This window comes from Saccharopolyspora gloriosae (assembly GCF_022828475.1).
GTDB classification, from domain to species: Bacteria; Actinomycetota; Actinomycetes; order Mycobacteriales; family Pseudonocardiaceae; genus Saccharopolyspora_C; species Saccharopolyspora_C gloriosae_A.
Map to the genome: position 1 here is coordinate 5528531 of NZ_CP059557.1, position 25606 is coordinate 5554136.

Sequence of the window (25606 nt, forward strand, 5' to 3'; positions counted from 1 at the left end):
GCTCGGCTCCCCTGCCGGTCAGTTCTCGTCCGGCCGCAGCGGATTTCCTCGCTCCACCGCTTCGCTTCCCCGCTCGTCGGGGACGATGGCGATGTCCCCGGACCGATCGGTCCGCTGAATCCGCACTCCCATCCTGGTCAGCGCGCCCATGATCAACGGGCTGGGGTGTCCGTAGTCGTTGCCCGCTCCCACGCTGATCACGGCGAGCTGCGGACGCACCGCCGTCAGCAGTGCGGGCGTGGTGTAGCGGGAACCGTGGTGCGGCACCTTGAGCACCTCTGCACGCAGATCGATCCCCGAGGTCAGCAGCTCGGCCTGACCGGGCAGTTCGACGTCCCCGGTGAGCAGGATTCGGCCCGCTCGCGTGGTGGCCTTCACCACCAGTGAGGCGTCGTTGGCGTCGTCCGCGGACGTGGTCCGCGCCAACTCGCCTCGCGGACCGAGCACGTCGAGCACCAGGCCCGGCCACCGCATCCGCTGCCCTGCGTGCAACGGCAGCACCCGCGCCCCGTGCGCGCGTGCGGCCGCCCGCACCTCCCCGGCCGCCCAGGCAGGCTCGTTCAACGGGCCGACGCCGATCGCATCCACTCGCCGCCCTGACAGCACCGCCGGAAGCCCGCTGACGTGATCGGCGTGCAGATGGGTCAGCAGCACCAACGGCACGCTGCGAATTCGCAGCCGCCGCAGGCATTCGGCCATCAGCACCGGGTCCGGTCCGCTATCGATGACGACCGCCTCGTGTTCGCGTCCGGTTGCCAGCACGAGCCCATCGCCCTGCCCCACGTCGCAGGCCACCAAGGTCCACCCCGGCACCGGCCACGGCGCCACCCGGTGCCGGATCGGGATGACCACCACCACGACGATCAGCACCAGGCTCACCAGGACCAGCCGGGCGATGCGGCCGCGCAGCACGATCAGCAAGATCACCGCGAGCACCGCCAGCAACGTCCCGCCGAACACTCCCGACGGCCAGCCGAACGACGCGCCCGGCACCGCCGCCGAATACCGGGCCACCGCGAGCACCCACTCCAATTCCGGGCCTGCCAGCCACACCAGCGCGGCGGCCACCGGAGTGAAGATCGGAACCAGCACGGTGGCCGCGACACCCAGCACGGTCGCGGGCGCGACGAGCGGCCCGGCGAGCAGGTTCGCCACGACCGCGACGAGGCTGACCTCCCCGGAGATCGCGGCCACCAGCGGAGCCGTGACCAAGTGCGCCGCGGCGGGCACCGCCAGGGCCTCGGCGATCCCGATCGGCACTCCCCTGGCGTGCATCGCACCCGCCCACGTCGGTGCCAGCAGCACCAGCCCGGCCGTCGCCGCCACCGACAACGCGAAACCCGCTGTGGTGGCCAATCCGGGAGCCACCAGCAGCAGGCCGATGACGCTGGCGGACAAGATCGGCAACGCCGAGCGTTCCCGGCCCAGCGCCAACGCGAACAGCGTGATCGCGCCCATCACGGCGGCCCGCAGCACGCTCGGCTCCGGCCCGGCCAGCACCACGAACCCGGCCATCGCCAGCCCCGCCCCCACCGCGGAGGGCACCGGCCCCGCTCCCGCCAGCCGCAGCACGAGCAGCACCGCCCCGCATACGATGGCCAGATTCGCCCCGGAGACCGCCATCAGATGCGTCAAGCCTGCGGTGTCGAACTGCTCCACGACCTCCGGTGGCAGGAGCCCGGTATCGCCGACCACCAGTCCGGGCAGCAGACCGGCGGCGGCCGGCCCCAGCACTGCCCTGGAGGTCGAGCGCAGCCCTTCTCGGAGATCTTCGGCCATCCGTTGCCGGCCGGGCGGCGGCAGCACCTGGGCGGGAGGCCGGTTGACCTGGATCGCGGCCGCCAGCAGTTCCCCACCGCGCGGCGGCACCGCACGCCCGGTCACCGTCAGCTCCTGGCCCGCGATCAGGGTCCGCCACTGCTCGGTGGGCACCAGCAGCAGCGCCCGGCCGCCGACCCGCACCCGCCGCTCGCCGGTGTCCACCGAGCTCAGCCGCACGTGCGCCAGCGAGCGGTCCTGGGCACGCCGGGCGCCGTAGGACGCGCCCTGCAAGGGGCGCGGCGGCTCCGTGAGCGTGGCTCGCAAGGTCACCCGCTCGCCCTGCTGCGCGGCGATGCGCAACGGGTGCTCGCCGACCGCGTGCGCCCGCACCGCCATCCCGGACGCGGCGACACCGGCGATGATCAGCACTGCCAGCAGGCCGTTTCGCCACGCCCGCCCTCGCGCCGCCCGCACCGGCGGCAGCAGCACCGCCGACAGGCACGCGACGACGGCCGCCGGGAGCCAGCCGCCGAGCAGCCCGATCAGCGTCACCGCCCAGGTCACCAGGGCCGCCGGAACCAGCCGCAGGTCGATCAGCGCCGCATGCGGGAAGGACGTCGCCCTCACACCTGGACCAGCTCGCGCAACCTGGACAGCCGGGTGTCGCCGATGCCTTCGACGTCCTGCAGCTGGTCCACCGATCCGAAGCGGCCGTGCTGAGTGCGCCACTGCACGATTCGTTCCGCCATGACCTTGCCGACTCCGGGCAGCGCATCGAGTTGCTCCTCAGTTGCGATGTTGAGATCGACCTTCGCCGTCGCTTTTCCCGAACCGGCTCCGGGTTCGGCCTGTCCGGTGTCCGCTCCCGGCGGCACCGGGACGCCGACGTAGAGCTGCTCCCCGTCGGCCAACCGACGAGCCAGGTTGAGCGCGGTGCTGTCGGTTCCCGCGTTGGCGCCGCCCGCGGCTTCCAGCGCGTCCGCCACGCGGGCACCGTGCGCCACGGTGACCAGGCCGGGACGGGCCACCTCACCGACGACGCTGATCACCAGTTCCGGCGGCGGGGCGGGCGGTGCGGGGGTGGCCGGTGCCGCTTGCACGGGCAGCGGTGGGCCTGGCCCGGGCGCGGGTTCGGCGACGGGCCGGTCAACCCAGGTGGTGATCACGATGACGATGAGCGCCAGGATCGCGGCGAGCAGCAGGCCGAGCCGCCCGGCACGACCGGGGTCGAGCCTGGCCCGCAGCACGGATTCGGGCAGCCAGCGTTGAAGCACCCGCCGCATTCCGGCGGTCGGTTCCGTTCGCGCGGAATGCCGCCCGGAGGAATCAGGGCCGGCGCGTGAACCGTGTTCGATTCCGGAATCAGGTGGGTCGGCGGCGTTGTGCTCGCTGGATTCCCGAGTCTCAGCTCGGGACTCGCGGTCGGCCTGCTGTTTCAGCGCGAGCAGGCGGGCACGCGGGCTGGTGGCGGATTCGGGGGAATCCTGGAGAACGCCGCGAAGGCGAGTGGTGGCAGCCATGTCATCGACGCTAGAAGCCGACTCCGGCCATGCCCAGACCCAATTTCAAGATCTGTGGATAAATCGATGACCTGTGGATAACTCAATCAAAATAGGCCGCGGAATTCACCCGGATACAGCTGTATCCGCCATTCATCGGGTGAATCGCGGACTCAAGCAGTGGGCCGCCAGCCACCCGGCAGCACCACGGCTCCCAGCGCACCGGGTCCGATGTGCGCCCCCACCACCGGCCCCACCTCAGACACCACGCAATCCAGCGCCGCCGACGCCTGCCTGCGCAATTGGTCAGCGAGCCGCTCCGCCCACTCCGGCGCGGCCAAGTGGTGCACGGCCACCGACACGGGGCCTTCCTCGGCGGATCGGCACACCAGGTCGAGCAGCCGGGCATGCGCCCGCGCCGTGGTCCGCACCTTCTCCAGCAGTTCCACGCGCCCTTCGTGCACGTGCAGCAGCGGCTTGATGGCCAAAGCCGTGCCCAGCACCGCCGCCGCGGTGCCGATTCGGCCGCCACGGCGCAAGTGCTCCAGGGTCTGCACGGAGAACAACGTCCTGGTGCGCTGCGCGATCAACGCCGCTCGGCTCTCCACGGCGGACAGGCTCGCCCCGCCCCTGGCGCTCTCCGCCGCGCTCAACGCGGCGAACCCCAGGCCCATCGCGGTGGACCGGGAATCCACGACGCGCACCCGCTCCGGGTCGACCTCCCGCGCCGCCAGGCGCGCGGCGTCCCACGTGCCCGACAACCGGCGGGACAAGTGCACCGAGACCACACCGTCCGCCCCGGAGGACAACGCCTCCCGGTAAGCGGCCGTGAACTCGCCGACGCCGGCGCCCGACGTGGTCACCCGCTGCTTGCGCTCCCAGGCCGCCAGCAGCCGCCGCGAATCGAACTCGTGCTCCGGAACCGGATCGGCGGCCTGCACGCTGACGTGCAGCGGCACCACCCGGACCGCATGCCGCTGGGCGAATCCGGTCGGGAAGTACGCGGTCGAATCGGTGACGACGGCTACGGACACGCGCGCAACCCTAAAGTCCGGTCGCCGCGCGCACGCTCAAGGGTGACCAGGCGCTCAGGCGGGCATGCCGCCGTTGTACGTGGTCAGCCGCCAGCGGTTGGTGACGGCGTGGCGCGTCAGCACCACCCAGTGGCAGTTGGAGACCCCGCCGAGGCCGGGCCACATCTCCACCGGCCACTCCAGCAGCCGGGCCGTCAACCCGGTGATCAACCCGCCGTGCGCGCACACCAGTGCCGTCCCCCGGTGGGCGGAGTCGAGTTCCTCGACGACTTCGAACGCCCGCGCGGCGACCTCGACGCGAGACTCGCCGCCCGGCGGCGCCCAGGTCGAATCGGACCGCCACACCGGCATCGCCCCAGGCCAGCCGTGCTCCACCTCAGCACCGCTGAGGCCCTGCCATTCGCCCAGGTGCGTCTCGCGCAGCCGCTTGTCCTGCCGCACCGGCATGCCGGAGAGCTCGGTGAACGCGGCCGCGGTCGCACTCGCGCGACGCAAATCGGAGCCGACGGCCACACCCGGTTCGAACGCCGCGATCGCCGGGGCCGCGCGGTGCGCCTGCGCGATGCCGTTCTCGGTCAGCGAGGTGTCGAGATGCCCCTGGATGCGTCCGGCCGCGTTGTAGTCCGTCTCGCCGTGCCGCCACAGCACCAGGCGATCCAAGCTCACTCGTCGCCGTCCTGCTGCTCGGCGGGAGCGGCGCTGTCCACGAAATCGATCCGCGGGCAGTCCTTCCAGAGCCGCTCCAGCTCGTACACGGAGCGTTCGTCGGCGTGCTGCACGTGGACCACGACCTCGACGAAGTCGAGCAGCACCCAGCGCCCCTCACGGGCGCCTTCCCTGCGCACCGGCTTGGTTCCGGCGGCGCGCATCTTCTCCTCGACGGCCTCGACGATCGAGTCGACCTGGCGCTCGTTCGGCGCCGAGGCGATCACGAAGCAATCGGTGATGACCAGCTGCTCGGAGACGTCGAGCAGCACGAGGTCGTTGGCCTTCTTGTCCGCCGCGGCCTGCGCCGCGACGAGGGCCAGTTTGCGGGCTTCCTCAGTGGCTGCCACGTCACTCCTCTCAGGCGGGCACGGTTCCGCCCACGCGTTCCAGGATAGCCAGCCCCGAACGTCCACCACGACGACCGGGTGTCCACGCCGAGGCGGACCACCATGGCCGGTTCCGAGACGGCGGAGCCCGAAATCTCCCGGACGGCCGACCACGTCCGCGGCGATTCATTCGATGGACTGATCTCGAAAAATCGATTGCGCCGGAGCGGACACTGAATGCACGGATCTGCGAGAGGAGTCGGCGGAATGCGAGTACGAACCGCAGTTCAGGGCGATGAGCGGGAGCTCGCGCGAATCGTGCACGCCGCATGGTCCTGGGAATCGTCGGTGTTTCCGCGACCGCCGCTCGATGCGCCCGTCTTCACCGAGCCGGTGCTGCCCGAGAACGTCCTCGTGGCCGTGGAAGACGCACAGCCGCTGGGATTCGCGAAGTTGGTCCCGAGTTCGCTCGCCAATCCCAGAATCGGGTCCGCCGCCGCGCACGTCCAAATGATCTACGGGTGCTCGGTCGCCCCGCAGCACCAGGGACGCGGCGTGGGCACCGCATTGCTCCGCGCGATCCGGCGGGAGTCCGTTGCGCGCGGCGCACGCCGGGTCACCTTGAAGGTGCTCGGTTCCAACCCTCGTGCCCAAGCGCTGTACCGCAGGCACGGCTACCAGGTCGAAGGAACTCTGCGAGGCGAGTTCTTCCTGCAGGGGAAGTACGTCGACGATGTCCTGATGGCACTGGACCTCGACACCGCGTGACCACGGTCGGCAGTGGCGCAGCCGGCTCGCGGGCTCCTACGCCCCTGACTGCCAGACTCGGATCGCGTCGAGCGGGTAGAGCAGCATCAAGATGTTGAGGATCAGACCGTCGCGGACGAAGTACAGCGTCAGCAACTCGAGAGCCACGGCGACCGCGATGGTCACCCGGATCGGCGCCTTTCTGGCGAGCACGAATCCAGTCACCATCGCCAGAACATCCGACACGGAATTGAGCACGCTGTCGCCGTAGTAGTCCAGCGACACGGTCGCTGTGCGATAGCGATCGATGATCCACGGAGTGTTCTCCAGGACCTCCCAGCCGCATTCGATCAGCACCGCCGCCAGCAGAAGACCACCGAAGGACAGCCGAGTCTTCTTGTTGAGCAACCAGAGCAGGAAGTAGAACACGACGCCATGGATGATGTGGCTGAACGTGTACCAGTCCGTGATGTGCTGGGAATTCCCCGAACTGTTGACCACGCCGTGCCACAACTCGACGTACCCGCACGAGCAGTACGGCACTCGCCCCATCGCCCATTCGACGGCGGCCATGAGGACCACGACGAGGACGCAAAGCTGCAAGGGCAATGTCCCGGATGCCCACCGCCCTGATTCGGACGGCGCCACCTTTGCACGGTGCGACCGCGCGAACACGGGAAATCTCTTCATGATGCCGGCCTTTCCTCCGCATTGCGCCCCGCCTGCTTCGAAGCCGCCGATCTCTCGGGCTACGAGCGAGTCGCACGCACGTCGGCCGACGCAGCGCTAGGCGGGCGCCCCTGAGCGGGTTGTACCGAGGTCGTACCGGTTGCTCACGGCCCCCACTCCGGTGCCGGTGAGCCGTCTTCGGCGCGGTAGAGGCCGCGTTTGGTGATGTATTGGACGATTCCGTCGGGGACCAGGTACCAGACGGGCAGGCCCGCGTTCACGCGTTCCCGACAGCCGGTGGAGGAGATCGCCATCGCGGGGATCTCCACCAACGACACCGATCCCTGCGGCAGGTGCGCGCCGTTGAGTGAGTAGCCGGGGCGCGTGACACCGATGAAGTGGGCGAGCTCGAACAGCTCGTTCACCCGGTGCCAGGACAGGATCTGCTCCAGCGCGTCGGCGCCCGTGATGAAGTACAGCTCCGCGTCCGGGTAGAGCGTCCGCAGGTCGCTGAGGGTGTCGGCGGTGTAGGTGGGGCCGCTGCGGTCCACGTCGACCCTGCTCACCAGGAATCGCGGGTTCGACGCGGTGGCGATGACCGTCATCAGGTAGCGGTCCTCGGCCGGGCTGACCACGTCGTGGCCCTTCTGCCACGGCTGACCCGTCGGCACGAAGATCACTTGTTCGAGGCCGAACTGGGCCTGCACTTCACTGGCCGCGACAAGGTGGCCGTGGTGGATCGGGTCAAAGGTGCCACCCATGACCCCGATGCGGCGCCGACGAGACATGACTGCACAGCCTAATCGAGTGATGTCCGAGGTAGCGCCGATAAAAAACCGGACGGTGACCGATCACACCCTCGGCGCTTTCCCGGAGTCAGCCTCAGCCGGCGGGGCGTACGTGGCCGTCGCCGTACACGAGCCACTTCGTGGAGGTGAGTTCGGGCAGCCCCATCGGACCGCGAGCGTGCAGCTTCTGCGTGGAGATGCCGATCTCGGCTCCCATCCCGAACTCAGCGCCGTCGGTGAAGGCCGTCGAGGCGTTGACCATCACCGCCGCCGAGTCGACCCGTGCGGTGAACTGGCGTGCGGCCCGCACATCGCTGGTCACGATGGCCTCGGTGTGCCCGGACCCGTGCGCCCGGATGTGCTCGGCAGCGGCGGGCAGCGACTCCACGACGGCGGCGGCGATGTCCAGCGAGCCGTACTCGAGGTCCCAGTCGTGCTCTTCGGCGGCGACCACACCGGAACCGCCGAGGCGCACGACCTCGTCGTCGCCGTGCACGGTGACGCCGGCGGTCCGCAGTTCGGCGACCGCTCGCGGCACGAACTCGGCGGCGATGTCCCGGTGCACCAGCAGCGTCTCCGCCGCGTTGCACACGCTCGGGCGCCGTGCTTTGGAGTTGAGCAGGATGCGCAGCGCCGTGTCCGCGTCGGCGTGCGCGTCGACGTACACGTGGCAGTTGCCCACACCGGTTTCGATCGTCGGCACCGTGGACTGCTCGACGACCGTCGAGATCAAGCCCGCACCGCCGCGCGGGATCACGACGTCCACCAGCCCGCGCGCGGTGATCAGGTGCCGCACCGAGGCGCGATCGTGGCTGGGCAGCAGCTGCACCGCGGTGGCGGGCAGTTCGTGCTCGACGAGCACCGCGCGGAGCACCTCGACCAGCGCCGTGTTCGACCGCTCCGCCGAAGCGGAACCGCGCAGCAGCACGGCGTTGCCGGACTTCAGGGTGAGCCCGGCGGCGTCCACGGTGACGTTGGGGCGGCCCTCGTACACGATGCCGACGACGCCCAGCGGCACCCGGACCTGCTGGAGCTGCAAGCCGTTCGCGAGCACGTTGCCGCGCACCACCTCGCCGATCGGGTCCGCCAGCCCGGCGACGGTGCGCAGGCCTTCGGCGATCCCCGCGATGCGGTCGTTCGTCAGCCGCAGCCGGTCGATCAGCCCGGCGGCGGTGCCGTTGCCCTCCGCGCGCGCGACGTCGAGCTCGTTGGCCGCCAAGATCTCCGGGGCGCGTGCGACGAGCGCGTCGGCCATCGCGTGCAGCAGGTCGTCCTTGGCGCCCCGCGGCAGCAGCGCCAGTTCGGTCGCGGCGTCCCGAGCGGCACGAGCCGCCTCGTGCACCTGGTCGCGGAGTTCGTCGCCGGGGGTCTCCGCCTGCTGGGGAGCGGAGGATTCGATGCTCGTCGTCACGCGACCAGCCTAGTGGGCGGCCGCAACCGAGTTCCGCCGATGACGAAGCGGCGGGCGGTGCCGGGCACGTCGGCGCCATCCGGTAGGAATCGGGGCGTGGACGAACAAGCCCTGCGGGAACTCGCCGATGAACGGCTCCGTGCGCTGGCCGGTCCGGACGCGCAACTGCGCGAAGACCAGTGGCGTGCCATCCAGGCACTGGTGCTGCATCGCCGCCGCGCGCTCGTCGTGCAGCGCACCGGCTGGGGCAAGTCCGCGGTGTACTTCCTGGCCACCGCGCTGCTGCGCGAACTCGGCGAAGGTCCCACGGTGATCGTCTCGCCGTTGCTGGCGTTGATGCGCAACCAGGTCGAGGCCGCCGAGTCCGCAGGTGTGCGCGCCGCCACGATCAACTCGGCGAACCCGCAGGAGTGGCAGTCCATCGAGGAACAGGTCGCCGTCGGCGAGGTGGACGTGCTGCTGGTCAGCCCCGAACGGCTGAACAATCCCGATTTCCGGGACACCGTGCTGCCGGAACTCACCCACAGCGCGGGCCTGCTGGTGGTGGACGAGGCGCACTGCATCTCCGACTGGGGCCACGACTTCCGCCCCGACTACCGCAGGCTGCGCACCCTGCTGGGCGAGCTGCCCGAAGGCGTCCCGGTGCTGGCGACGACGGCCACCGCCAACGACCGCGTGGTGCAGGACGTGTCCGACCAGCTCGGCGTCGGCGGCGAGTTCAGCGATCCGCAGGAAACGCTGGTGCTGCGCGGCACCCTCGACCGGGAGAGCTTGCGGCTCGGGGTGCTGGCGCTGCCGACGGCGCAGGCTCGGCTGGCGTGGCTGGCCGGCAACCTCAGCGAGCTGACCGGCTCGGGGATCATCTACACGCTCACCGTCGCCGCGACCGATGAGGTCGCCGGCTACCTGCGCGACCAGGGATTCGAGGTCGCCTCGTACTCGGGACGCACCGACCCGGAGGAGCGGCAGCGCGCCGAAGAGGACCTGCTGGCGAACCGGGTGAAGGCGCTGGTGGCGACCTCCGCGTTGGGCATGGGCTTCGACAAGCCCGACCTCGGATTCGTGGTGCACCTGGGGGCGCCGTCCTCGCCCATCGCCTACTACCAGCAGATCGGGCGTGCCGGTCGTGGTGTGCGCCGGGCGGAGGCGCTGATGCTGCCCGGGCCCGAGGATCGGGAGATCTGGCGCTACTTCGCGTCGATGGCGTTCCCGCCGGAGGGCACCGTCCGCTCGATCTTGGAAGCGCTCACCGAAGGAGGCACGCTGTCCACGGCCGCGTTGGAGCCGCGTGTCGAGCTCGGCCGGTCTCGACTGGAGATGGTGCTCAAGGTCCTCGACGTGGACGGTGCGGTGCGCCGCGTCAAGGGCGGTTGGGAAGCGACCGGCGAACCGTGGAAGTACGACGCCGAACGCTACGACCGCATCGCCGCCGAACGGGCCTCCGAGCAGCAGGCGATGCTGGACTACCTCAACACCACCGAGTGCCGGATGGAGTTCCTGCGCCGCCAGCTCGACGACCCGTACGCCGAGCCGTGCGGGCGCTGCGACAACTGCACCGGGCAGACCCGCTCCGCCGACGTCGACGAGCAGGTCGTGCAGCGGGCGCAGGAACGGCTGCACCGGCCGGGTGTGGAGTTCTCGCCGCGCAAGATGTGGCCGAGCGGGATGGACGCGCTGGGCCTGAACGTCTCCGGCAGGCTGCCCGCCGGGGAACGCGCCGAAACGGGCCGGGCGGTCGGCAGGCTGACCGACATCGGCTGGGGCAACCGGCTGCGCGAGCTGCTCGGCAACGGCGTTCCCGATCAGGAGCTGCCGGAGGACCTGTTCCAGGCGTGCGTGCAGGTGCTGGCCTCGTGGGAGTGGGAGCAGCGGCCGGTGGGCGTCATCTCGATCGGCTCGAACAGCAGGCCGCAGCTGGTGCGCAGCCTCGCGCAGCGCATCGCCACGATCGGCAGGCTGCCGCTGCTGGGTGAGGTGGCGACGAACCCGTCGACGACCCCGAAGCGCGGCAACAGCGCCCAGCGCGTCGGCTCGCTGCGCGGCCAGTTCAAGGTTCCGGACGAGCTCGCGGCGAAGATCTCCGAGCTCGACGGCCCGGTGCTGCTGATGGACGACTACACCGACACGGGCTGGACCTCGGCGATCGTGGCCCGCACCCTGCGGCTCGCGGGCGCACCGGCGGTACTCCCCTTCACCCTCGCTTCCACCGGCTGACCCCGCCCGCGAAACGGTGGGTCCCGGGTGGCGGGAAGGGTTCCCAGGGGGCGCTGGGGGATCTAGTGTGACGCGATCCAGTAGCCCGGGTGGGGGTTCGATCGGGAGGGGTGGACGGTGACGGTTGCATCCGTGCCCGAGCGGCATCGGCTGCCGATGCGCAAGCTCGTCGCGGCCAGCATCGGCAATGCCATCGAGTGGTACGACTGGACGATCTACAGCGCGTTCAGCGTGTACTTCGCGAGCCGCTTCTTCCCCGGTGAACTGGCGTTGGTGAACACGCTGGCCACGTTCGCGCTGGCGTTCTTCTTCCGGCCGCTCGGCGGCTGGCTGCTGGGCCGGTTCGCCGACCTGCACGGCCGGAAGACGTCGATGCTGCTGACGATCGCGCTGATGGCGGGCGGTTCACTGCTGATCGGTGTGCTGCCGACCTTCGACCTGATCGGCTGGGCGGCGCCCGCGCTGCTGGTGCTGGCCCGGATCGGGCAGGGCCTGTCGCTGGGCGGTGAGGTGTCGAACGCGTCGGCCTACCTGGCCGAGATCGCCCCGGCGAGCAGGCGCGGGCGCTACTCCGCGTTCTTCTACATCTCTACCGGTACCGCGCTGCTCATCGCCTCACTGCTGGGTTTCCTGCTGACCTCGGTGCTCAGCGAGCAGCAGCTCACCGACTTCGGCTGGCGCATCCCGTTCGTGATCGGCGGTGTGCTGGGGCTGCTCGGCCTGTGGCTGCGCCGCTCGTTGGAGGAGACCGAGCAGTTCGCGGACAACCAGGACAAGGCCCGCGCCCTCAAGAATCCGCTGTGGACCACGTTGCGGCGGCATCCGAAGGCGGTGGGTCAGCTGATCGGGTTCAGCATGCTCTCCACGCTCTGCTACTACACGTTCTTCAGCGCGTTGACCCCGTTCGCGGTGCAGACGCGGGGCGCCGACGCCACCGACGTCTTCCTGGCGCTGTCGATCGCCACTGCGCTGTTCATCGCCTTGCAGTACCCGATGGGAGCGCTGTCGGACCGCTTCGGGCGCAAACCGCAGCTGCTGGCGTGGTCGGCGGCGACGGCGGTGCTGATCGTGCCGTTGTCTGCCCTGGTCCGTCCCGGACTCGGTGCGCTGCTCGTGGTGTTCTGCATCGGAGTCGGCCTCTACACGGCGATGACGTCGATCGCCCCGGCGATCATGTCGGAGCTGTTCCCCACCGAGCTGCGCGGCTTGGGCATCGGAGCCTGGTACAACCTGACGGTCGCCGTGTTCGGCGGCACCGCTCCCCTGGTGATCCAAGGGCTCGCCGCGTTCGACGCGTCCACGGCGTTCTTCTGGTACATCGCCGTGAGCGCCGTCGTCGCGTTCCTGGTGATCCGCACGCTGCCGGAGACCAAAGGCACCGAGCTCCGCTGAGCGGCGAAGCCCGCAGCAGGCCGCTCAGCGCAGCGGGACCAGGTCGTCGGCGTGGACGACCTCGCGACGCTGTTCAGCGGGCAGGTCGTAGCTGGAGCGGCCGATGAGGTCGGGCAGTTCGCCCGCGTCGTAGGCGACCACGCCGCGGGCCACGACCGCGCCCGAGGGATCGAGCAGTTCGACCACGTCACCGCCGTCGAACGTGCCCTCCACCGCGGTGATCCCGGCAGCGAGCAGCGAACGCCGGCGCCGGACCACCGCCGTCACCGCCCCGTCGTCCAGCCACAGCCGACCGCGGGCGCCCGCGGCGTGCGCGAGCCAGAACCGGCGGGCAGAGAGCCGGGTGCCGGTGGCCGCGAACGCCGTGCCCACGTCGGCGTCGCCGAGCGCCCGCCCGGCCTGCGCGGCGGAGGTCAGCAGCACCGGGATGCCCGCGGTGCACGCGACCCTGGCGGCCTCGACCTTGGAGGCCATCCCTCCGGTGCCGACTCCGGAACCCGCGCCGCTCGCGTCCACACCGTCGAGGTCGGCGGCACCGGTGACCTCTCGGATCACCGACGCTCCCCCACCGCGCGGATCCCCGTCGTACAGGGCGTCCACATCGGACAACAGCAGCAACGCGTCCGCGCCGACGAGGTGCGAGACGAGCGCGGCGAGCCGGTCGTTGTCACCGAACCGGATCTCCGCGGTGGCGACCGTGTCGTTCTCGTTGACCACCGGCACCACGCCGAGCGTGAGCAGGCGGTTCAGCGTGCGCTGCGCGTTGCGGTAGTGCGCCCGCCGCACCACGTCGTCGGCGGTGAGCAGCACCTGCCCGACGGTGCGGCGGTAGCGGGCGAAGGACTCGGCGTAGGCGTGCGCCAGTGCCTGCTGCCCCACGCTGGCCGCGGCCTGCTTCGTGGCCAGGTCGCGCGGTCTGCGGCGCAGGCCGAGCGGCGCGATCCCGGCGGCGATGGCACCGGAGGACACCACGACGACTTGGGCGCCCGCTTCGACGCGCGCGGTCACGGCGTCCACGAGCGCCGCCAGCCGCGCCTGGTCCAGCGCGCCCTTCGAGGTGGTCAGCGAGGACGATCCGACTTTGACGACGAGGCGTTGCGCCGCCGCGATGGACTTGCGGGTCGGCGACAGCTCCACCTCGTCGGTCATTCGTCCTCCTCGGCTCCCGCACCGCCGACGTAGCCGCCCTCGGCGTCGAGGTGCGAACGACGCGCCTTCTTCGCCGCCTTGCGTTCCGAAGCGCCCACGCGATCGGTCGAGTCCAAGCGGTTGTCGGTACCGCGGCCGCTGAGCATCGCGGCGACACCGGCCGGGGTGGACGGTTCCCAGTCGAAGGTCACGGTGCCGATGGTGACCTGGCTGCCCGGTTCCGCACCGGCACGACCCAGCGCTTCCTCCACCCCGAGCTTCGCCAGCCGGTCGGCGAGGAAGCCCACCGCCTCGTCGTTGTCGAACTGGGTCTGGCGCACCCACCGCTCCGGCTTCTCGCCGCGCACGATGAACGCCTCGTCGTCCTCCGGGTCGGTCTCGATGCTGAACCCGGTGTCGCCGATGGCGTGCGGACGCACCACGACCCGTGCCGGTTCGGGTGCGGGCAGCGACGCCCGGTAATGCTCGACTTCCTCGGCCAGCGCGAAGGACAGCTCGCGCAGGCCCTCGTGGCTGGCCGTGGACACCTCGAACACGCGCAGGCCGCGGGACTCCAGGTCCGGGCGGATCAGTTCGGCGAGCTCGCGCGCCTCCGGCACGTCGACCTTGTTCAGCACCACCAGCCGCGGGCGGTCGGCGAGATCGCCGTGCTCGCCCTGCAACGCGGGCGTGTAGCGCGCCAGCTCGGCCTCCAAAGCGTCCACATCGGACAGTGGGTCGCGCCCCGGTTCCATCGTCGCGCAGTCCACGACGTGCACCAGCACGGCGCACCGCTCGATGTGGCGCAGGAAGTCCAGGCCCAGCCCACGACCCTCGCTCGCGCCGGGGATCAGACCGGGCACGTCGGCGACGGTGAACACCGTCTCGCCCGCGGTGACCACCCCGAGGTTCGGCGCCAGAGTGGTGAACGGGTAGTCGGCGATCTTCGGCTTCGCGGCGGACACGACCGAGATCAGCGAGGACTTGCCCGCTGATGGGAACCCGAGCAGGCCTGCGTCGGCGACGGACTTCAGCTCCAGGACCAGGTCGAGCTGCTCACCCGGTTCACCGAGCAACGCGAACCCGGGCGCCTTGCGGGCCTTCGAGGCCAGCGCGGCGTTGCCGAGCCCGCCCCGGCCGCCCTCGGCGGCGACGAACGTGGTGCCCGGCCCGATCAGGTCCGCCAAGACCTCACCGTCCTCGGTGAGCACGACCGTGCCGTCCGGCACCGGCAGGATCAGGTCCTCGCCGAGCGCGCCGTTGCGGTGGCCGCCCTTGCCCGGCTTGCCGTTGGACGCGGTCGCGTGCGGCCGGTGGTGGAAGTCGAGCAGCGTGTGCACGCCCGAGTCGACGACGAGCCGCACATCGCCACCGCGGCCGCCGTTGCCGCCGTCGGGGCCGCCGAGCGGCTTGAACTTCTCCCGGTGGACCGAGGCGCAGCCATTGCCCCCATCGCCTGCGGCGATGTGGATGGTCACGCGGTCAATGAACCGCGACACGAGTCCCTCCAGGTACCAAAAGTGCTGACATCACAACGTCCGCGAACGCGAACGCGAACGAGGGGCGGGACCGGTGTGCGAACCGGACCCGCCCCTCGTCGGGAAGTGCTGTGCCGAGAGCCGGGTCAGACGACCTCGGCCGGCACGATGTTGACGGTCTTGCGACCGCGCTTGCTGCCGAACTCGACCTCACCGGCCGAGAGAGCGAACAGCGTGTCGTCCTTGCCGCGGCCCACGTTCAGGCCGGGGTGGAACTTGGTGCCGCGCTGCCGAAGCAGGATCTCGCCGGCCTTGACGACCTGGCCGCCGTAGCGCTTCACGCCCAGATACTGAGCGTTCGAGTCGCGGCCGTTACGAGAGCTGGATGCGCCCTTCTTATGTGCCATGACTACTCAGGTCCTCACTTGGTGATGCCGGTGACCTCAACGCGGGTCAACTTCTGACGGTGACCCTGGCGCTTCTGGTATCCGGTCTTGTTCTTGAACTTGTGGATGCGGATCTTGGGGCCCTTGGTCTGCTCGACCAGCTTCCCGGTCACCGAGACCTTCGCCAGTGCGTTGGCGTCGGCGGTGACGTCGGTGCCGTCGACGACCAGAACAGCCGGGAAGGTGACCTCGGTGCCGGAGTCGCCTTCGAGCTTCTCGACCTCGACGACGTCCCCGACCGCCACTTTGTACTGCTTGCCGCCGGTCTTGACGATCGCGTACATGAGTCGGAAGTCTCCTGCTACTCGGTTCGCTTGGTTCACCCGTTGACGCCCTCTCCGGCGAGCCGGAGTTCCTACCGCCCGGCCGAGCCGGGCTTCGGGGGGTTCCTGCGTCGCGACCCTCGTCCCCACGAGGGGCACCGGGTTCCACAGGCGTTTTGCCTCTCCGCCCGTCCGGCGGCGAGAAGTGCTCACACAGCATACAGACCGCCCATCGACACCCGACCGCTAGGGGGCCGGGCCGCCGGAAGCGGGCCGGAGGACAGCTTATTCCAAGCCGTTCCGCCGCCGGAGAGCCGGGTGCGCGCACGCGCGGAGACGATCTCCGACACCGCCGCGCACAAGCCGAAAGCGCGGGTGAACACCGTCACCGGCGATCTCCCGTCAAACGCCCGAACGCGTGTCCAGCGCTTGCTACGGTGAGTCGCCGTTGGACCGTGACATGGGGAAAAGCGCGTGACCGAGATCGCATCCGAGTCCATTTCGGGGCGGGACGAGCACACCTCGTCCGAGGACGTCGACGACCTGCCGCGCGACCGCTTCCAGCGGCTCCGCGAAGGTCCGCTCGGTCCCCGGCTGTTGCTGCTGTCGGCTCTGATCCCGCCGTTGATGATGCTGCGGGAAGTGCTGCGCTCGCCTCAGCTGCATTTCTACGACTACTGGTGGGTCCTGCTGGACATCACCGGTGAAGACGGCTCGCTGAGGCCGGAGGCGCTGTTCGGTTTCCGCAACGAGCATCCGTTCGTGCTGCCGAGCCTGCTGTTCTGGCTCAGCGCCCGGTTCGGCCACGGCCTGAACCACCCGCTAGGGCTGGTGGTGCTGGCCTTCGGCGTGGGCTGCGTGCTGCTGGTGTGGGCGATGCTGCCCGCCTCGCTCGGCCGCTGGCAGCGCGCCGGGCTGGTGCTGGCGACCTCGACGCTGGTGTTCAACCCGCACGGCATCCACAACTTCGTGCGCTCCATGAGCGGCGCCTCGTGGATCTTGGCGATGCTGCTGGTGCTGGGCGCGCTGCTGGCGATGCAGCGGGGGCGGTTGTCGATCGCCGTGGTGCTGGGACTGCTGGCGTCGATCAGCTACGGAACCTCGTTCGCGGTGTGGCCCGCGCTCTCGCTGGTCACCTGGATGCGCGGCGAACGGCGTGGACGCGTCGCCACCCCGATGATCGTCGGAGTCGTTGTGGTCGCGACCTGGCTGGTGCTGCGCGGACCGCAAGGCGGCGGTGGCGCCTCGCCCACCGACGATCCGGCGCAGGCCCTGCTGGCGGGGCTGAGCATGCTCGGCATGGTGTGGACGGGCACCGAACCGTCCGTGGCGCTGGTCGCCGGGGTGGCCGGGCTGGCGCTGCTCGCCGTGCACCTGCCCGGCTGCCTGCAGCGCCCCGAGCACCGCTCGGCGAGCGCGCCCTGGTGGGGTCTCGCGGTGTACGCCGCGGGCTGCGCGGTGATGATCTCCGGTTCACGAGCCGCGTTCGGCGAGTCCGCGGGCCTGCAGAGCCGCTACAACAGCATGACCGCCGCGCTGTGGATCGCGGTGCTCGTGATCACCGTGGCCTGGGCGCGCTGGCCCGCGGTGCGGTCGGTGGCGGTGTTCACCACCGTGCTGAGCACCGTGGCGCTGGGCGCCCCGATGGCGCAGACGGTCCGCGAGGACGCACCGAACCAGCAGCTGCTCGCCGTCGCCGCCGAGGTCGGTGCGACCGACGCCTTCACCGACCGCTTCCCGTCCCCCGAGCAGCTGCTGCCGCGGATGCGCGCGCTGGGGCACTACCCGTTCTCCGATGAGTTCACGCTGGGCTGCGGCGACGACGTGGAGATCGGCTCGCGGGTGAACACCGCGAGCTGGCGGGTGCCGAGCGTCGGGAGCTACCGCGAACCGCGCCCGGCGGGCTGGGACGTGATCCTCAACGTGGAGACCGACCAGCTCCAAGGCGGCGCGCGGATGCTCAAGGGCTGGGCGATCTCCGGCATCGAACGCGCCCAGTGCGTGGCGGTGCTGGATCAGACCGGGAAGGTCGTCGGCGGCGGTGTCGTGGACATCCCGCGCTCCGACGCCGAAAGCCAGACCGTCGGCATCGAGATCGGCCTCGGCTACCGCGCGGTGGCCCCGGCGACGAGCACCGGCCCGTTGCGCGTCGCGTTCCGCTTCCCGGACGGCTGGTGGGTCCGTCCTCTCACGGAGAACCCGGAGGTGGCGTCATGAGCGAACCCGCGACCGGCGAGGTCGAGGTCTCGTTGCTGGCTCCGGCGAAGAACGAGGCCGAGAGCCTGCCGAAGCTGTTCGCCGAGATCAGTGCCGCGATGGACGCTCAGCCGCGCAGCTGGGAGCTGTTGATCGTCGACGACGGCAGCACCGACGACGGCTGGCGCGTCATCAGCGAGCACGCCGCGGCGGATCCGCGCGTTCGGGGGCTGCGGTTGCGGCGCAACTTCGGCAAAGCGGCCGCGCTGGCCGCCGGTGTGGCCGAGGTCCGCGGGCGGCTGCTGGTCACCCTGGACGCGGACCTGCAGGACGATCCCTCGGAGGTGCCGCGGCTGCTCGCCGAGCTCGACGCGGGAGCCGACCTGGTCAGCGGGCACAAGGCGCAGCGCAAGGACCCGCTGGGCAAGCGGCTGCCGTCGAAGTTCTTCAACTGGATGACCGGCGTGATCACCGGCCTGCGGCTGTCGGATCACAACTGCGGCCTCAAGGCGGCCCGCACCGAGGTCTATCGGCGGGTGCCGCTGTACGGCGAGCTGCACCGCTACATCCCGGCGCTGGCTCACCAGCTGGGCTACCGGGTCCGGGAGCTTCCGGTGCACCACCGGGCGCGCGAGCACGGCAAGTCGAAGTACGGACTGGAGCGCTACGTGCGCGGTGCGCTGGACCTGCTGACGGTGGTGGCGCTGACCCGCTACGGGCGGCGGCCCGCGCACCTGTTCGGCGGGCTCGGTGTGGTCGCCGGTGCGCTCGGCACCTTGATTCTGCTGTACCTGACCGGGGTGTGGATGTTCACCGAGAGCCCGATCGGGACCCGGCCGCTGTTGACGCTGGGCATCCTGCTGGAGATCTTCTCGGTGCAGATGATCTCCACCGGTCTGCTCGCCGAGCTCGTGCTGCACCGGACCGGGCGGGATGAGGACGTCACCGACCTCGTCGCGGACAGCACGGTGCCCGCGCGCTCCGCCGCCTGATCCACGCGATCGGCTGGTTCCCGGCCCCGCCCGCTTCCCGTCCGGCACGGCAAACGAGCGGACAGCGCGCGGCGGGCCGCCTAGCATCCAGTCCATGCTGACCGATCAGGAGCTCGAACTGGTGCGGCGGGCGACGGCGGTGCTCGACGACGCCACGGTGAACGACAACCACCAGGTCTCGGCCGCCGCATACGACGCGCGCGGTGCGGTCTTCACCGGGATGAACGTTTCGCACTTCACCGGAGGACCGTGCGCGGAACCGGTGGTGATCGGGCAGGCCGCCGCCGCGGGCGCGGCACCGTTGACGACGATCGTCGCCGTGCTGGCGCGCGGCATGCGGGTCATCCCGCCCTGCGGTCGATGCAGGCAGCAGCTGTTCGACTACTACCCGGACGCGCGGGCGATCATCCGGGCCAAGAACGGGCTGGAGTCGGTACCGATCACCGAGCTGCTCCCGTTCCCATACGACTACCTGGACTACGCACCGGACGGCCCGCCGCCCGCGCTGTACGTGTGGGACCACTACCTGGACGCGATCCGCAGCGGAACCAAGCGCAGCACGATTCGCGTGCACGACCCGGTCGCCCCGGGGCCGGTCCGGCTGATCTTCGAGCACGACGACGATCCGGCGACCACGCTGACCGCCGAAGTGACCGGGGTCGAACGGCGAACCGTCGCTGAGCTCACCGATCAGGACGCGGAGCTGGACGGCTTCGCGGACTTGGGCGAGCTGCGCTCGGCGCTCGACTCGCACTACCCGGGACTGGTCGATTCCACGGAGATCGACATCGTGCGGTTCAAGACCACCGGCTGAGGAACACGGCACCGTCGGTCAGCATGAAGTCGGGACCGGCTACGAGGCACCCGGTTCCCAGTGCGCTGCACCACGCGGTCAGCTGCGGGTGGACCTGCTGGTGAACCTCGCCCGAACCTGGCCGCCCGCATACCGCTCAGCGCCGATGTCCGGGTCTGCTCAGGCACACCGCGAGGACGACCAGGGCGGGCAGCAGGGAGAGCGCGACGAGCGTGCCGTGGTACGAACTCGACCATCCCCGGCCCACGGCGAGCACGAGCGGGCCGATCGCGGAGGCACCGATGACGGCCGCGTGCACGGCGCCGCGTAGGACGCCGAGACGGCCGGGGCCGACGCAGCCGCGGAACGCGACCGCCTTGAACGTGCGGATCCCACCGACGCAGGCGCCGAGAGCCAGGCCGTAGACGAGCGCGCTCCAGCCCGGGCGCACCCATCCGGCGCCGATGGTGGTGAGTGCCAGGAGCACCATGACGGCGACGACGAGTGCGCGGTCGCCGATGTAATCGGCCGACCAGCCGACGAGGAAGCTCGCCAGTAGTCCCGCGAGCAGTTGCGGGACGAAGTTGGCGGCCGCCTCGGCGACGTCCAGTCCGCGTTCCCCCAGCAACGAGACCTGGTGGAAGGTCAGGGCGGTGGTGATCAGGCTGCAGACGGCGGCCCCGCCGATGACGATCCAGAAGACCGATGTCCGGCCCGCGTTGCGCAGCGTCCGGTCTGGGACGGGAGCGCCGGTTCGGACGGGTGTCCCGGGTGGGCGCCCGCGCGACGCCCCGGTCGAGCCCACGCCCGCTGCGGTGCCCGCGTCCGTCCGTACACGCCTCGGCAGGACGAGCAGCGCGGCGGGCAGCGTCAGGGCGAGGACGGCGCACCCTTCCCACTGCCACACCGCGCGCCAACCGAGATCACGGATCAGGTGCTCCAGCGCCAGCGGGGCGAGCGAGATCGCGGAGGTGCCGATCGCCGTGACGACACCCATCACCAGCCCGGTGCGCCGGTGCACGTAGACCGCCACCGCGGTGGTGGCCGCGAGGCTCAGCGCGCCCTGCCCGCCGATGCGGATGCCGACGAACGCCGTGGTCAGCCCGACGACCTCGGTGACGGTGCCTGCCGCCAGCAGGACCCCGCCGAAACAGCATCCGATCACGGCCATGGCGCGGCGCGGCCCGAGGCGGTCGAGCATCCTTCCCAGCAGCGGCATCACCAGCACACCTGCCAGGGAACCGATCGCGTGGGCCATGGCCACGGACGACCGGGACACCTGCAGGGAGGTGATCAGCGGGTCGACGAACACCGAGATGGCCGCCGTCTGCCCCGGCGCGGTCATGGCCATGGCCACTGACGCCGAGCCGATGACCCGTCCGTGGTAGCTCCGGGTGGAGTTCCCGGGTTCACCGCCCACTGCTGTCGGATCGGGCCGACCGAAGGTTAACGACACGGAGGACTCCTTCAGGGGTCGGCGCGTGGCGGTGAACGCGGCTGGCCGGTCAGGACGTCAGGGCTTGAAGAACGAGGAGTCGTGGGTGTGCCCGAGTGCCGCCCGCCCGATCGTCGCGAGGACGTGGTCGTCGTTGTCGTGGCGTGCGTAGAAGGTGAGATCGCGCAGGATCCGTTCCACGGGGCTGGGCCGGACCAGGCTGCGGGCGCCGCAGGCGCGCACGCAGTGCTCCACCGTGTCCAGCGCGAGGTGTTCGACGAGGTGGCGGGCGCGGTTGCCGGCGCGTTGCGCTTCGGCGCGGTGACCGCCGTCCCAGAGCCGGGCGACGTGCGCCAGCCAGAGGTGCGCGGTGTCGATGTTGACCGCCATGGATCCGACGCGGTGCTGCACGTAGGGGTCGGCGGTCTTGTCCTGCCTGCGCACGTACTCGAGCGCGTAGTCGTAGGCGCCTTCGGCGGCGCCGAGGAAGCTGGCCGCGTAGTGCGGGGTGAAAGCGCTCTGCCAGCCCTGGTGCAGGTAGGCGCCCGGTTCCCCGATGAGGTTCTCCTCGGGGAGGAAGACCCGGTCGAACGTGACCACGTGGCTCGCGGTGGCGCGCATCCCGATCGGGTCCCACCACGAGTCGTCGACGGTGATCGCGGGGTCGGAGAGGTCGCACGCCAGCAGGTGCAGCCCCTCGGCCGGGCCGTCCGCGTGCCGGGCGCCGCCCGGCCCGGCGGTGTTGATCAGCAGGATGGCCCAGTCCGCTCCGGTCGCGCTGGTGGCGAAGCCCTTGCTGCCCTCCACGATCCATCCCCCGTCGACCGCGGTGATGCTGGTGCCGAACCGCGTGGTCTCACCGGGCTTCCGCGCCTGCGGCTCCCCGCTCCAGGCGACCCAGGTCGCACCGTCGCGCACGATGCCGTCGAACCAGCGGGACCGTTGCCGCTCGGAGGCCAGCGCGTCGATGAGCACGACCGAGTTGGTGTGCCCTTCCCAGCAACGGCCGAGGGAGAGGTCGGCTTTGGCCAGCTCCTTGGTCATCAGCCAGAGCGGGAGCGTGTCCCCGTGGAGCGGGCCGAGACCGAGCCCGCCGTGCTCGCGGGGGACGGTGGCCGCGGTCAGACCGGCCGCGGTCAGGTCGTCGAAGTCCTTGCGCGGGAACTCCGCCGCCCGGTCGTACTCGTCCGCTCGCTCGGCGCACGCGTCGGTGACGTCGCCGGTACGTGCGAGCAGCTCGCGGTGCCGGGGGTCGAGCGCCTGAAGCCAGGTCGCCCCCGGGGTGTCGTCGATGCCCATGCGGGTGGTCCTTCCGGGTCGTCGGTGCTCGGGGCTGCTAGCGGGTTCGGGTGCCCGCGGTCGTGCGCCCGGCCTGGAGCAGCGCGCGGGTCTGCTCGGTGGGGATGTGCCGGTCGGTCATGAACTGGAACTGGCACCCGGCGTCGGCGAGCAGCACGTCCCACCCGTCGATGACGGTGAGTCCGCGCTCGCGCGCCTCCCTGGCGAACGCGGTCTCGGCCGGGCCGTAGACCATGTCCACGACGGCCGCGTCGTCGCGCAGCTCGGCCGCCCGGAACGGCACCCGGTCGCGCACCGGCGTCGCGTGCACGAGGAGCGAGTATCCGTCCGCGCGGAACTCGTCCAGGGGTGTGAACCCGACACCGAGCATCTCGGCGACCGCCCGGCCGCGCCGGTGGTCGCGGTTGACCAGCACGGGATCGGCGCCGGAGCCGGCGAGCGCGAGGACGGCGGCACGCCCGGCACCGCCACAGCCGATCACTGCGGCCTTGCGGCCGGACACGGGTGCGCCTGCGCGGGCCAGCGCCCTGCTGATCGCGGGGCTGTTGGACGTGTCGGCGTGCCAGCGGTTCCCCCGTCGCACCAGCGAGTTCGCCGCACCGGAGCCGCACGCCGCCGGGCCGGCCGTGTCGGCGGTGGCCAGCGCCGCCTCCTTGTGCGGAGCCACCACGGTGGCCGCCTGCAGTGGGAGGCCGAGCGCGGCGAGCCCGGTCCCGGCGACGTCGTCCCAGAAGGTATCGAAGTTCCCGACCTGGAACGGCAGGTACAGTGCGGGGATGCCGAGCGCCCGGTAGCCGGCGTTGTGCACGCGCGGCGACGCCGAGGCCAGGACCGAGCGGCCGACGATGCCGTACACGGTGCTCAACGGCCGCAGCTGGGGGAAGCCGTAATCGGTCACCAGCTGGTCGACGCTGGGCACCTCGGGGTCGTCGCCATCGGCCCTGCCGAACACGACGGGAGCGCCGAGCCACGGTGCCAGCACGCGGCTCCAGACCCCGGCGGCACCGGTGCCGAACGCGGTGACGTCCGACCGCCCCATGTCGTGCAGGAACCGCAGCGGCGCCAGCGCCTGCTCGGCCCGGAATGCGGCCGTCGTGAGCAGGTAGAGCTCGGCTCCCACGGCGGCCATGCGGTCGAAGCGCTCGTGGAGCGCGTCGTGCCCGGCGGCGGTTCCGTGCCAGGAGATGCGACGCCGGTGCGCCGGGATTTCGGCGAGCAGGTCGGGGACCAGGTCGCGGTCGGCTTCCAGGTCGACCACGTCGTAGTGCTCGGCCGCAGCGAGCAACCGGGCACGCCGCGCCTCCGGCGAACCTTCGAAGCGGCCACCCTGGTCACGGCTGCGCAGACAGTAGACGAGACGCTGGCCGGCATGGCGCCGCAACCGGTCCGGATCCACCTCGCCGAGGAGATCGGCCCGAACCTCGAGCAGTTCTGCCCGGTTTCGTGCTGAATCACGTTCGGGACCACTGCAGGACCGTGGATCGGTGAGCACCGCGTTGACGGCGGCGCTGCCGTGCTCCGTTCCTGGACGACCACTGCGCATCAGAGCGACCTCCCGTTTGTGCACGGTGCGGAATCGGATCGGGCGGCTCACCCGAAATCGACGCGGAAATGTGCTTGATTCAGGTGCGCGGACGGCTGCGGCGCCGCGCTGCTCCGAGCAGTGCGTCGAGCAGGAGGAAGCCGATCAGGCTGACGCCGAGGACGGGCATGGCCCAGGCGAGCAGCGCGGTGCCGAGCATCAGGACGACCAGAGCCGTTCTCGGGAGCGATCGCCAGACCGGCCGTGGCGCGGGTGGGAGGCCCGTGTCGTTCCGCCTGTTCCACCACATCCGGTAGGCGAGGACGACCAGCACCAGCGTGCCGAGGGCGAGCAGGACCACGACGACCTGGTTGGCGACGCCGAACAGCGTGCCGTCGTGCAGCTGGACACCGGCGATGTTGAGCTTGGCCGGCAGCGGGTGGTCGGCGAACGCGACGCGTTCGGTGATCCGCCCGGTGTAGGGGTCGACCGCGAGAGCGTCGCGCTGCACGGGCCAGCCCACACCGGTCTCCTCGGCCTGGAACACCTCGCCCGGTTCGGCGGGAGGGGTGACGGTCAGTTCCCCGCGAAGACCTTCGGCACCCGCGACGCGCAGCACGCTGTCGACGTCGATCGGCGTCGCCCCCGGCGGGACGGCGACCTTTCCGGCCTCAAGACTCGGCTCGCTGGAGTCGACGGCCTCGAACAGCTGGTCCACGCGGTCGCCCACGTAGTTGGACTGGGAGAAGCCGGTTATCGCGAGGACCACCAGCCCGACGCTCAGGCACAGACCCAACCAGCCGTGCAGGCCCCGCAGGCGCGTCTCCGTCGTCGTGGCCGGGCGGGACGACGGGGGTGCACCGCGGCTGCGTCGCCGGGCGGCCCACAGGACGAGGCCGCCCACGACGACGATCGGGACCCAGCTGGTCGCGAACTCGGAGTAGATCCGTCCCGGTGGGCCGAGGTGCAGGTTGCCGTGGGCGTGCCGCAGCCAGGTCTGGGCCGGCGGGCGGTTCTTGACCGTGATGAGCTCGCCCTGGACCTGGTCGGTGTAGGGATCGACGTAGACCGTGAGGTCCTCGTCGGAGAACGCGTCGGTGTCCGGGAGGCCGGGCACCGACAAGACGACCTGGGTCGTGCGGTCCGGGGCGGACGGCGGGATGACCGCCGTGACTGTCCCCTCCGGATGTGCCGCCACGGCGGCCGCGACCTGACCCGACACGGCCTGCGTCGGCCCGTCCTCGGTCTCGGCGTAGAGCTCCCGCCCGTGCACGGCGTCGACGATCTGCGGCGTGAACGCGTTGGCCAGGCCGGTGAGACACATGATGACCAGGAACGGCGCCACCGCGAGCCCTGCGAGGAAATGCACCCGCCGGGCGAGCGCGGCCACCCCGGAGCGGGGTGTCGTGGCGCCGGGAACGTCCGTGGCATCGTTCGGCCGGGTGTGCTGCGGTTCTTCCTCCGGACGTGCTGGTTGGCCGGTGGATGTCACCATGCGGTTCCTC

At 71.0% G+C, this 25606-nt stretch carries 22 protein-coding genes; 6 read left to right on the top strand and 16 right to left on the bottom strand.

Translation table 11 applies throughout. The annotated features are described in order from the left end of the window. Window positions 1-18: 18 nt before the first annotated feature. The 5 genes from H2Q94_RS24155 to rsfS all read right to left on the bottom strand — a co-directional run bounded on the left by H2Q94_RS24155 (window position 19) and on the right by rsfS (window position 5349). Window positions 19-2388, bottom strand: coding sequence for a ComEC/Rec2 family competence protein (locus tag H2Q94_RS24155; protein WP_243789462.1), 2370 nt, complete (start codon window positions 2386-2388; stop codon window positions 19-21). Beyond that, entirely contained in the window at window positions 2385-3281 is an 897-nt protein-coding gene (locus tag H2Q94_RS24160) for a ComEA family DNA-binding protein (protein WP_243789463.1), read from the bottom strand. Before H2Q94_RS24160 ends, H2Q94_RS24155 begins: the two co-directional genes overlap by 4 nt. 152 nt (window positions 3282-3433) lie before the next feature. Next, complete coding sequence (locus tag H2Q94_RS24165) at window positions 3434-4294, bottom strand: DegV family protein (protein ID WP_243789464.1); 861 nt, start codon at window positions 4292-4294, stop codon at window positions 3434-3436. Window positions 4295-4348: 54 nt separating this feature from the next. Further along, window positions 4349-4960: a histidine phosphatase family protein gene (locus H2Q94_RS24170; RefSeq protein WP_243789465.1), complete on the bottom strand. Its 612-nt coding sequence runs from the start codon at window positions 4958-4960 to the stop codon at window positions 4349-4351. Continuing rightward, window positions 4957-5349, bottom strand: coding sequence for a ribosome silencing factor (gene rsfS, locus H2Q94_RS24175; RefSeq protein WP_243789466.1), 393 nt, complete (start codon window positions 5347-5349; stop codon window positions 4957-4959). Before rsfS ends, H2Q94_RS24170 begins: the two co-directional genes overlap by 4 nt. A gap of 246 nt (window positions 5350-5595) precedes the next feature. On the opposite strand from rsfS, the gene H2Q94_RS24180 reads away from it, so the two are divergent. Continuing rightward, the gene (locus H2Q94_RS24180; RefSeq protein WP_243789467.1) at window positions 5596-6096 is read left to right on the top strand and encodes a GNAT family N-acetyltransferase; all 501 of its coding nucleotides are present in this window, start codon (window positions 5596-5598) and stop codon (window positions 6094-6096) included. Between the two features lie 36 nt (window positions 6097-6132). On the opposite strand, the gene H2Q94_RS24185 is transcribed toward H2Q94_RS24180, so the two are convergent. The 3 genes from H2Q94_RS24185 to H2Q94_RS24195 all read right to left on the bottom strand — a co-directional run bounded on the left by H2Q94_RS24185 (window position 6133) and on the right by H2Q94_RS24195 (window position 8931). Next, a complete protein-coding gene (locus tag H2Q94_RS24185) occupies window positions 6133-6765 on the bottom strand; it encodes a DUF2585 domain-containing protein (RefSeq protein WP_258718626.1) in 633 nt (210 codons plus the stop codon). A gap of 143 nt (window positions 6766-6908) precedes the next feature. Further along, the gene (gene nadD, locus H2Q94_RS24190) at window positions 6909-7532 is read right to left on the bottom strand and encodes a nicotinate-nucleotide adenylyltransferase (RefSeq protein WP_243789468.1); all 624 of its coding nucleotides are present in this window, start codon (window positions 7530-7532) and stop codon (window positions 6909-6911) included. Between the two features lie 94 nt (window positions 7533-7626). Then, window positions 7627-8931 carry a glutamate-5-semialdehyde dehydrogenase gene (locus H2Q94_RS24195; RefSeq protein ID WP_397545495.1) on the bottom strand — a complete coding sequence of 435 codons (1305 nt, stop codon included), beginning with the start codon at window positions 8929-8931 and terminating at the stop codon, window positions 7627-7629. 108 nt (window positions 8932-9039) lie between these two features. Between H2Q94_RS24195 and H2Q94_RS24200 the strand changes: the two genes are divergently transcribed. Next, entirely contained in the window at window positions 9040-11157 is a 2118-nt protein-coding gene (locus H2Q94_RS24200; protein ID WP_243789470.1) for a RecQ family ATP-dependent DNA helicase, read from the top strand. Window positions 11158-11313: 156 nt separating this feature from the next. After that, window positions 11314-12549 (top strand): MFS transporter, encoded by a 1236-nt coding sequence (locus H2Q94_RS24205; protein ID WP_243795890.1) that lies wholly within the window; start codon window positions 11314-11316, stop codon window positions 12547-12549. A 24-nt stretch (window positions 12550-12573) separates the two neighbouring features. Here H2Q94_RS24205 and proB read toward each other — a convergent pair whose 3' ends face one another. From proB to rplU, 4 genes are all read right to left on the bottom strand, one after another. Then, window positions 12574-13698 (bottom strand): glutamate 5-kinase, encoded by a 1125-nt coding sequence (proB, locus tag H2Q94_RS24210; protein WP_243789471.1) that lies wholly within the window; start codon window positions 13696-13698, stop codon window positions 12574-12576. After that, a complete protein-coding gene (gene obgE, locus H2Q94_RS24215; protein WP_243795891.1) occupies window positions 13695-15188 on the bottom strand; it encodes a GTPase ObgE in 1494 nt (497 codons plus the stop codon). The genes proB and obgE overlap by 4 nt, the downstream gene beginning before the upstream one ends. A 113-nt stretch (window positions 15189-15301) precedes the next feature. After that, complete coding sequence (rpmA, locus tag H2Q94_RS24220; protein ID WP_184477669.1) at window positions 15302-15562, bottom strand: 50S ribosomal protein L27; 261 nt, start codon at window positions 15560-15562, stop codon at window positions 15302-15304. A 14-nt stretch (window positions 15563-15576) separates the two neighbouring features. Then, complete coding sequence (gene rplU, locus H2Q94_RS24225; RefSeq protein ID WP_243789472.1) at window positions 15577-15885, bottom strand: 50S ribosomal protein L21; 309 nt, start codon at window positions 15883-15885, stop codon at window positions 15577-15579. 453 nt (window positions 15886-16338) lie between these two features. On the opposite strand from rplU, the gene H2Q94_RS24230 reads away from it, so the two are divergent. The 3 genes from H2Q94_RS24230 to H2Q94_RS24240 all read left to right on the top strand — a co-directional run bounded on the left by H2Q94_RS24230 (window position 16339) and on the right by H2Q94_RS24240 (window position 19866). Then, window positions 16339-18081 carry a DUF2339 domain-containing protein gene (locus H2Q94_RS24230; protein ID WP_243789473.1) on the top strand — a complete coding sequence of 581 codons (1743 nt, stop codon included), beginning with the start codon at window positions 16339-16341 and terminating at the stop codon, window positions 18079-18081. Continuing rightward, on the top strand, window positions 18078-19052 hold the full coding sequence (locus H2Q94_RS24235; RefSeq protein ID WP_243789474.1) for a glycosyltransferase family 2 protein: 975 nt from the start codon (window positions 18078-18080) through the stop codon (window positions 19050-19052). Before H2Q94_RS24230 ends, H2Q94_RS24235 begins: the two co-directional genes overlap by 4 nt. 94 nt (window positions 19053-19146) lie before the next feature. Continuing rightward, window positions 19147-19866, top strand: coding sequence for an ASCH domain-containing protein (locus H2Q94_RS24240; protein WP_243789475.1), 720 nt, complete (start codon window positions 19147-19149; stop codon window positions 19864-19866). Between the two features lie 136 nt (window positions 19867-20002). Here the strand turns inward: H2Q94_RS24240 and H2Q94_RS24245 are convergent, their stop codons facing one another. The 4 genes from H2Q94_RS24245 to H2Q94_RS24260 form a co-directional block, all read right to left on the bottom strand. After that, window positions 20003-21301: an MFS transporter gene (locus tag H2Q94_RS24245; RefSeq protein ID WP_243789476.1), complete on the bottom strand. Its 1299-nt coding sequence runs from the start codon at window positions 21299-21301 to the stop codon at window positions 20003-20005. A 57-nt stretch (window positions 21302-21358) separates the two neighbouring features. Beyond that, window positions 21359-22579, bottom strand: coding sequence for an acyl-CoA dehydrogenase family protein (locus H2Q94_RS24250; RefSeq protein ID WP_243789477.1), 1221 nt, complete (start codon window positions 22577-22579; stop codon window positions 21359-21361). Between the two features lie 37 nt (window positions 22580-22616). Continuing rightward, window positions 22617-24122: a bifunctional type I 3-dehydroquinate dehydratase/shikimate dehydrogenase gene (locus H2Q94_RS24255; RefSeq protein WP_243789478.1), complete on the bottom strand. Its 1506-nt coding sequence runs from the start codon at window positions 24120-24122 to the stop codon at window positions 22617-22619. Window positions 24123-24201: 79 nt separating this feature from the next. Continuing rightward, window positions 24202-25596, bottom strand: coding sequence for a PepSY-associated TM helix domain-containing protein (locus tag H2Q94_RS24260; protein ID WP_243789479.1), 1395 nt, complete (start codon window positions 25594-25596; stop codon window positions 24202-24204). Window positions 25597-25606 lie beyond the last annotated feature (10 nt).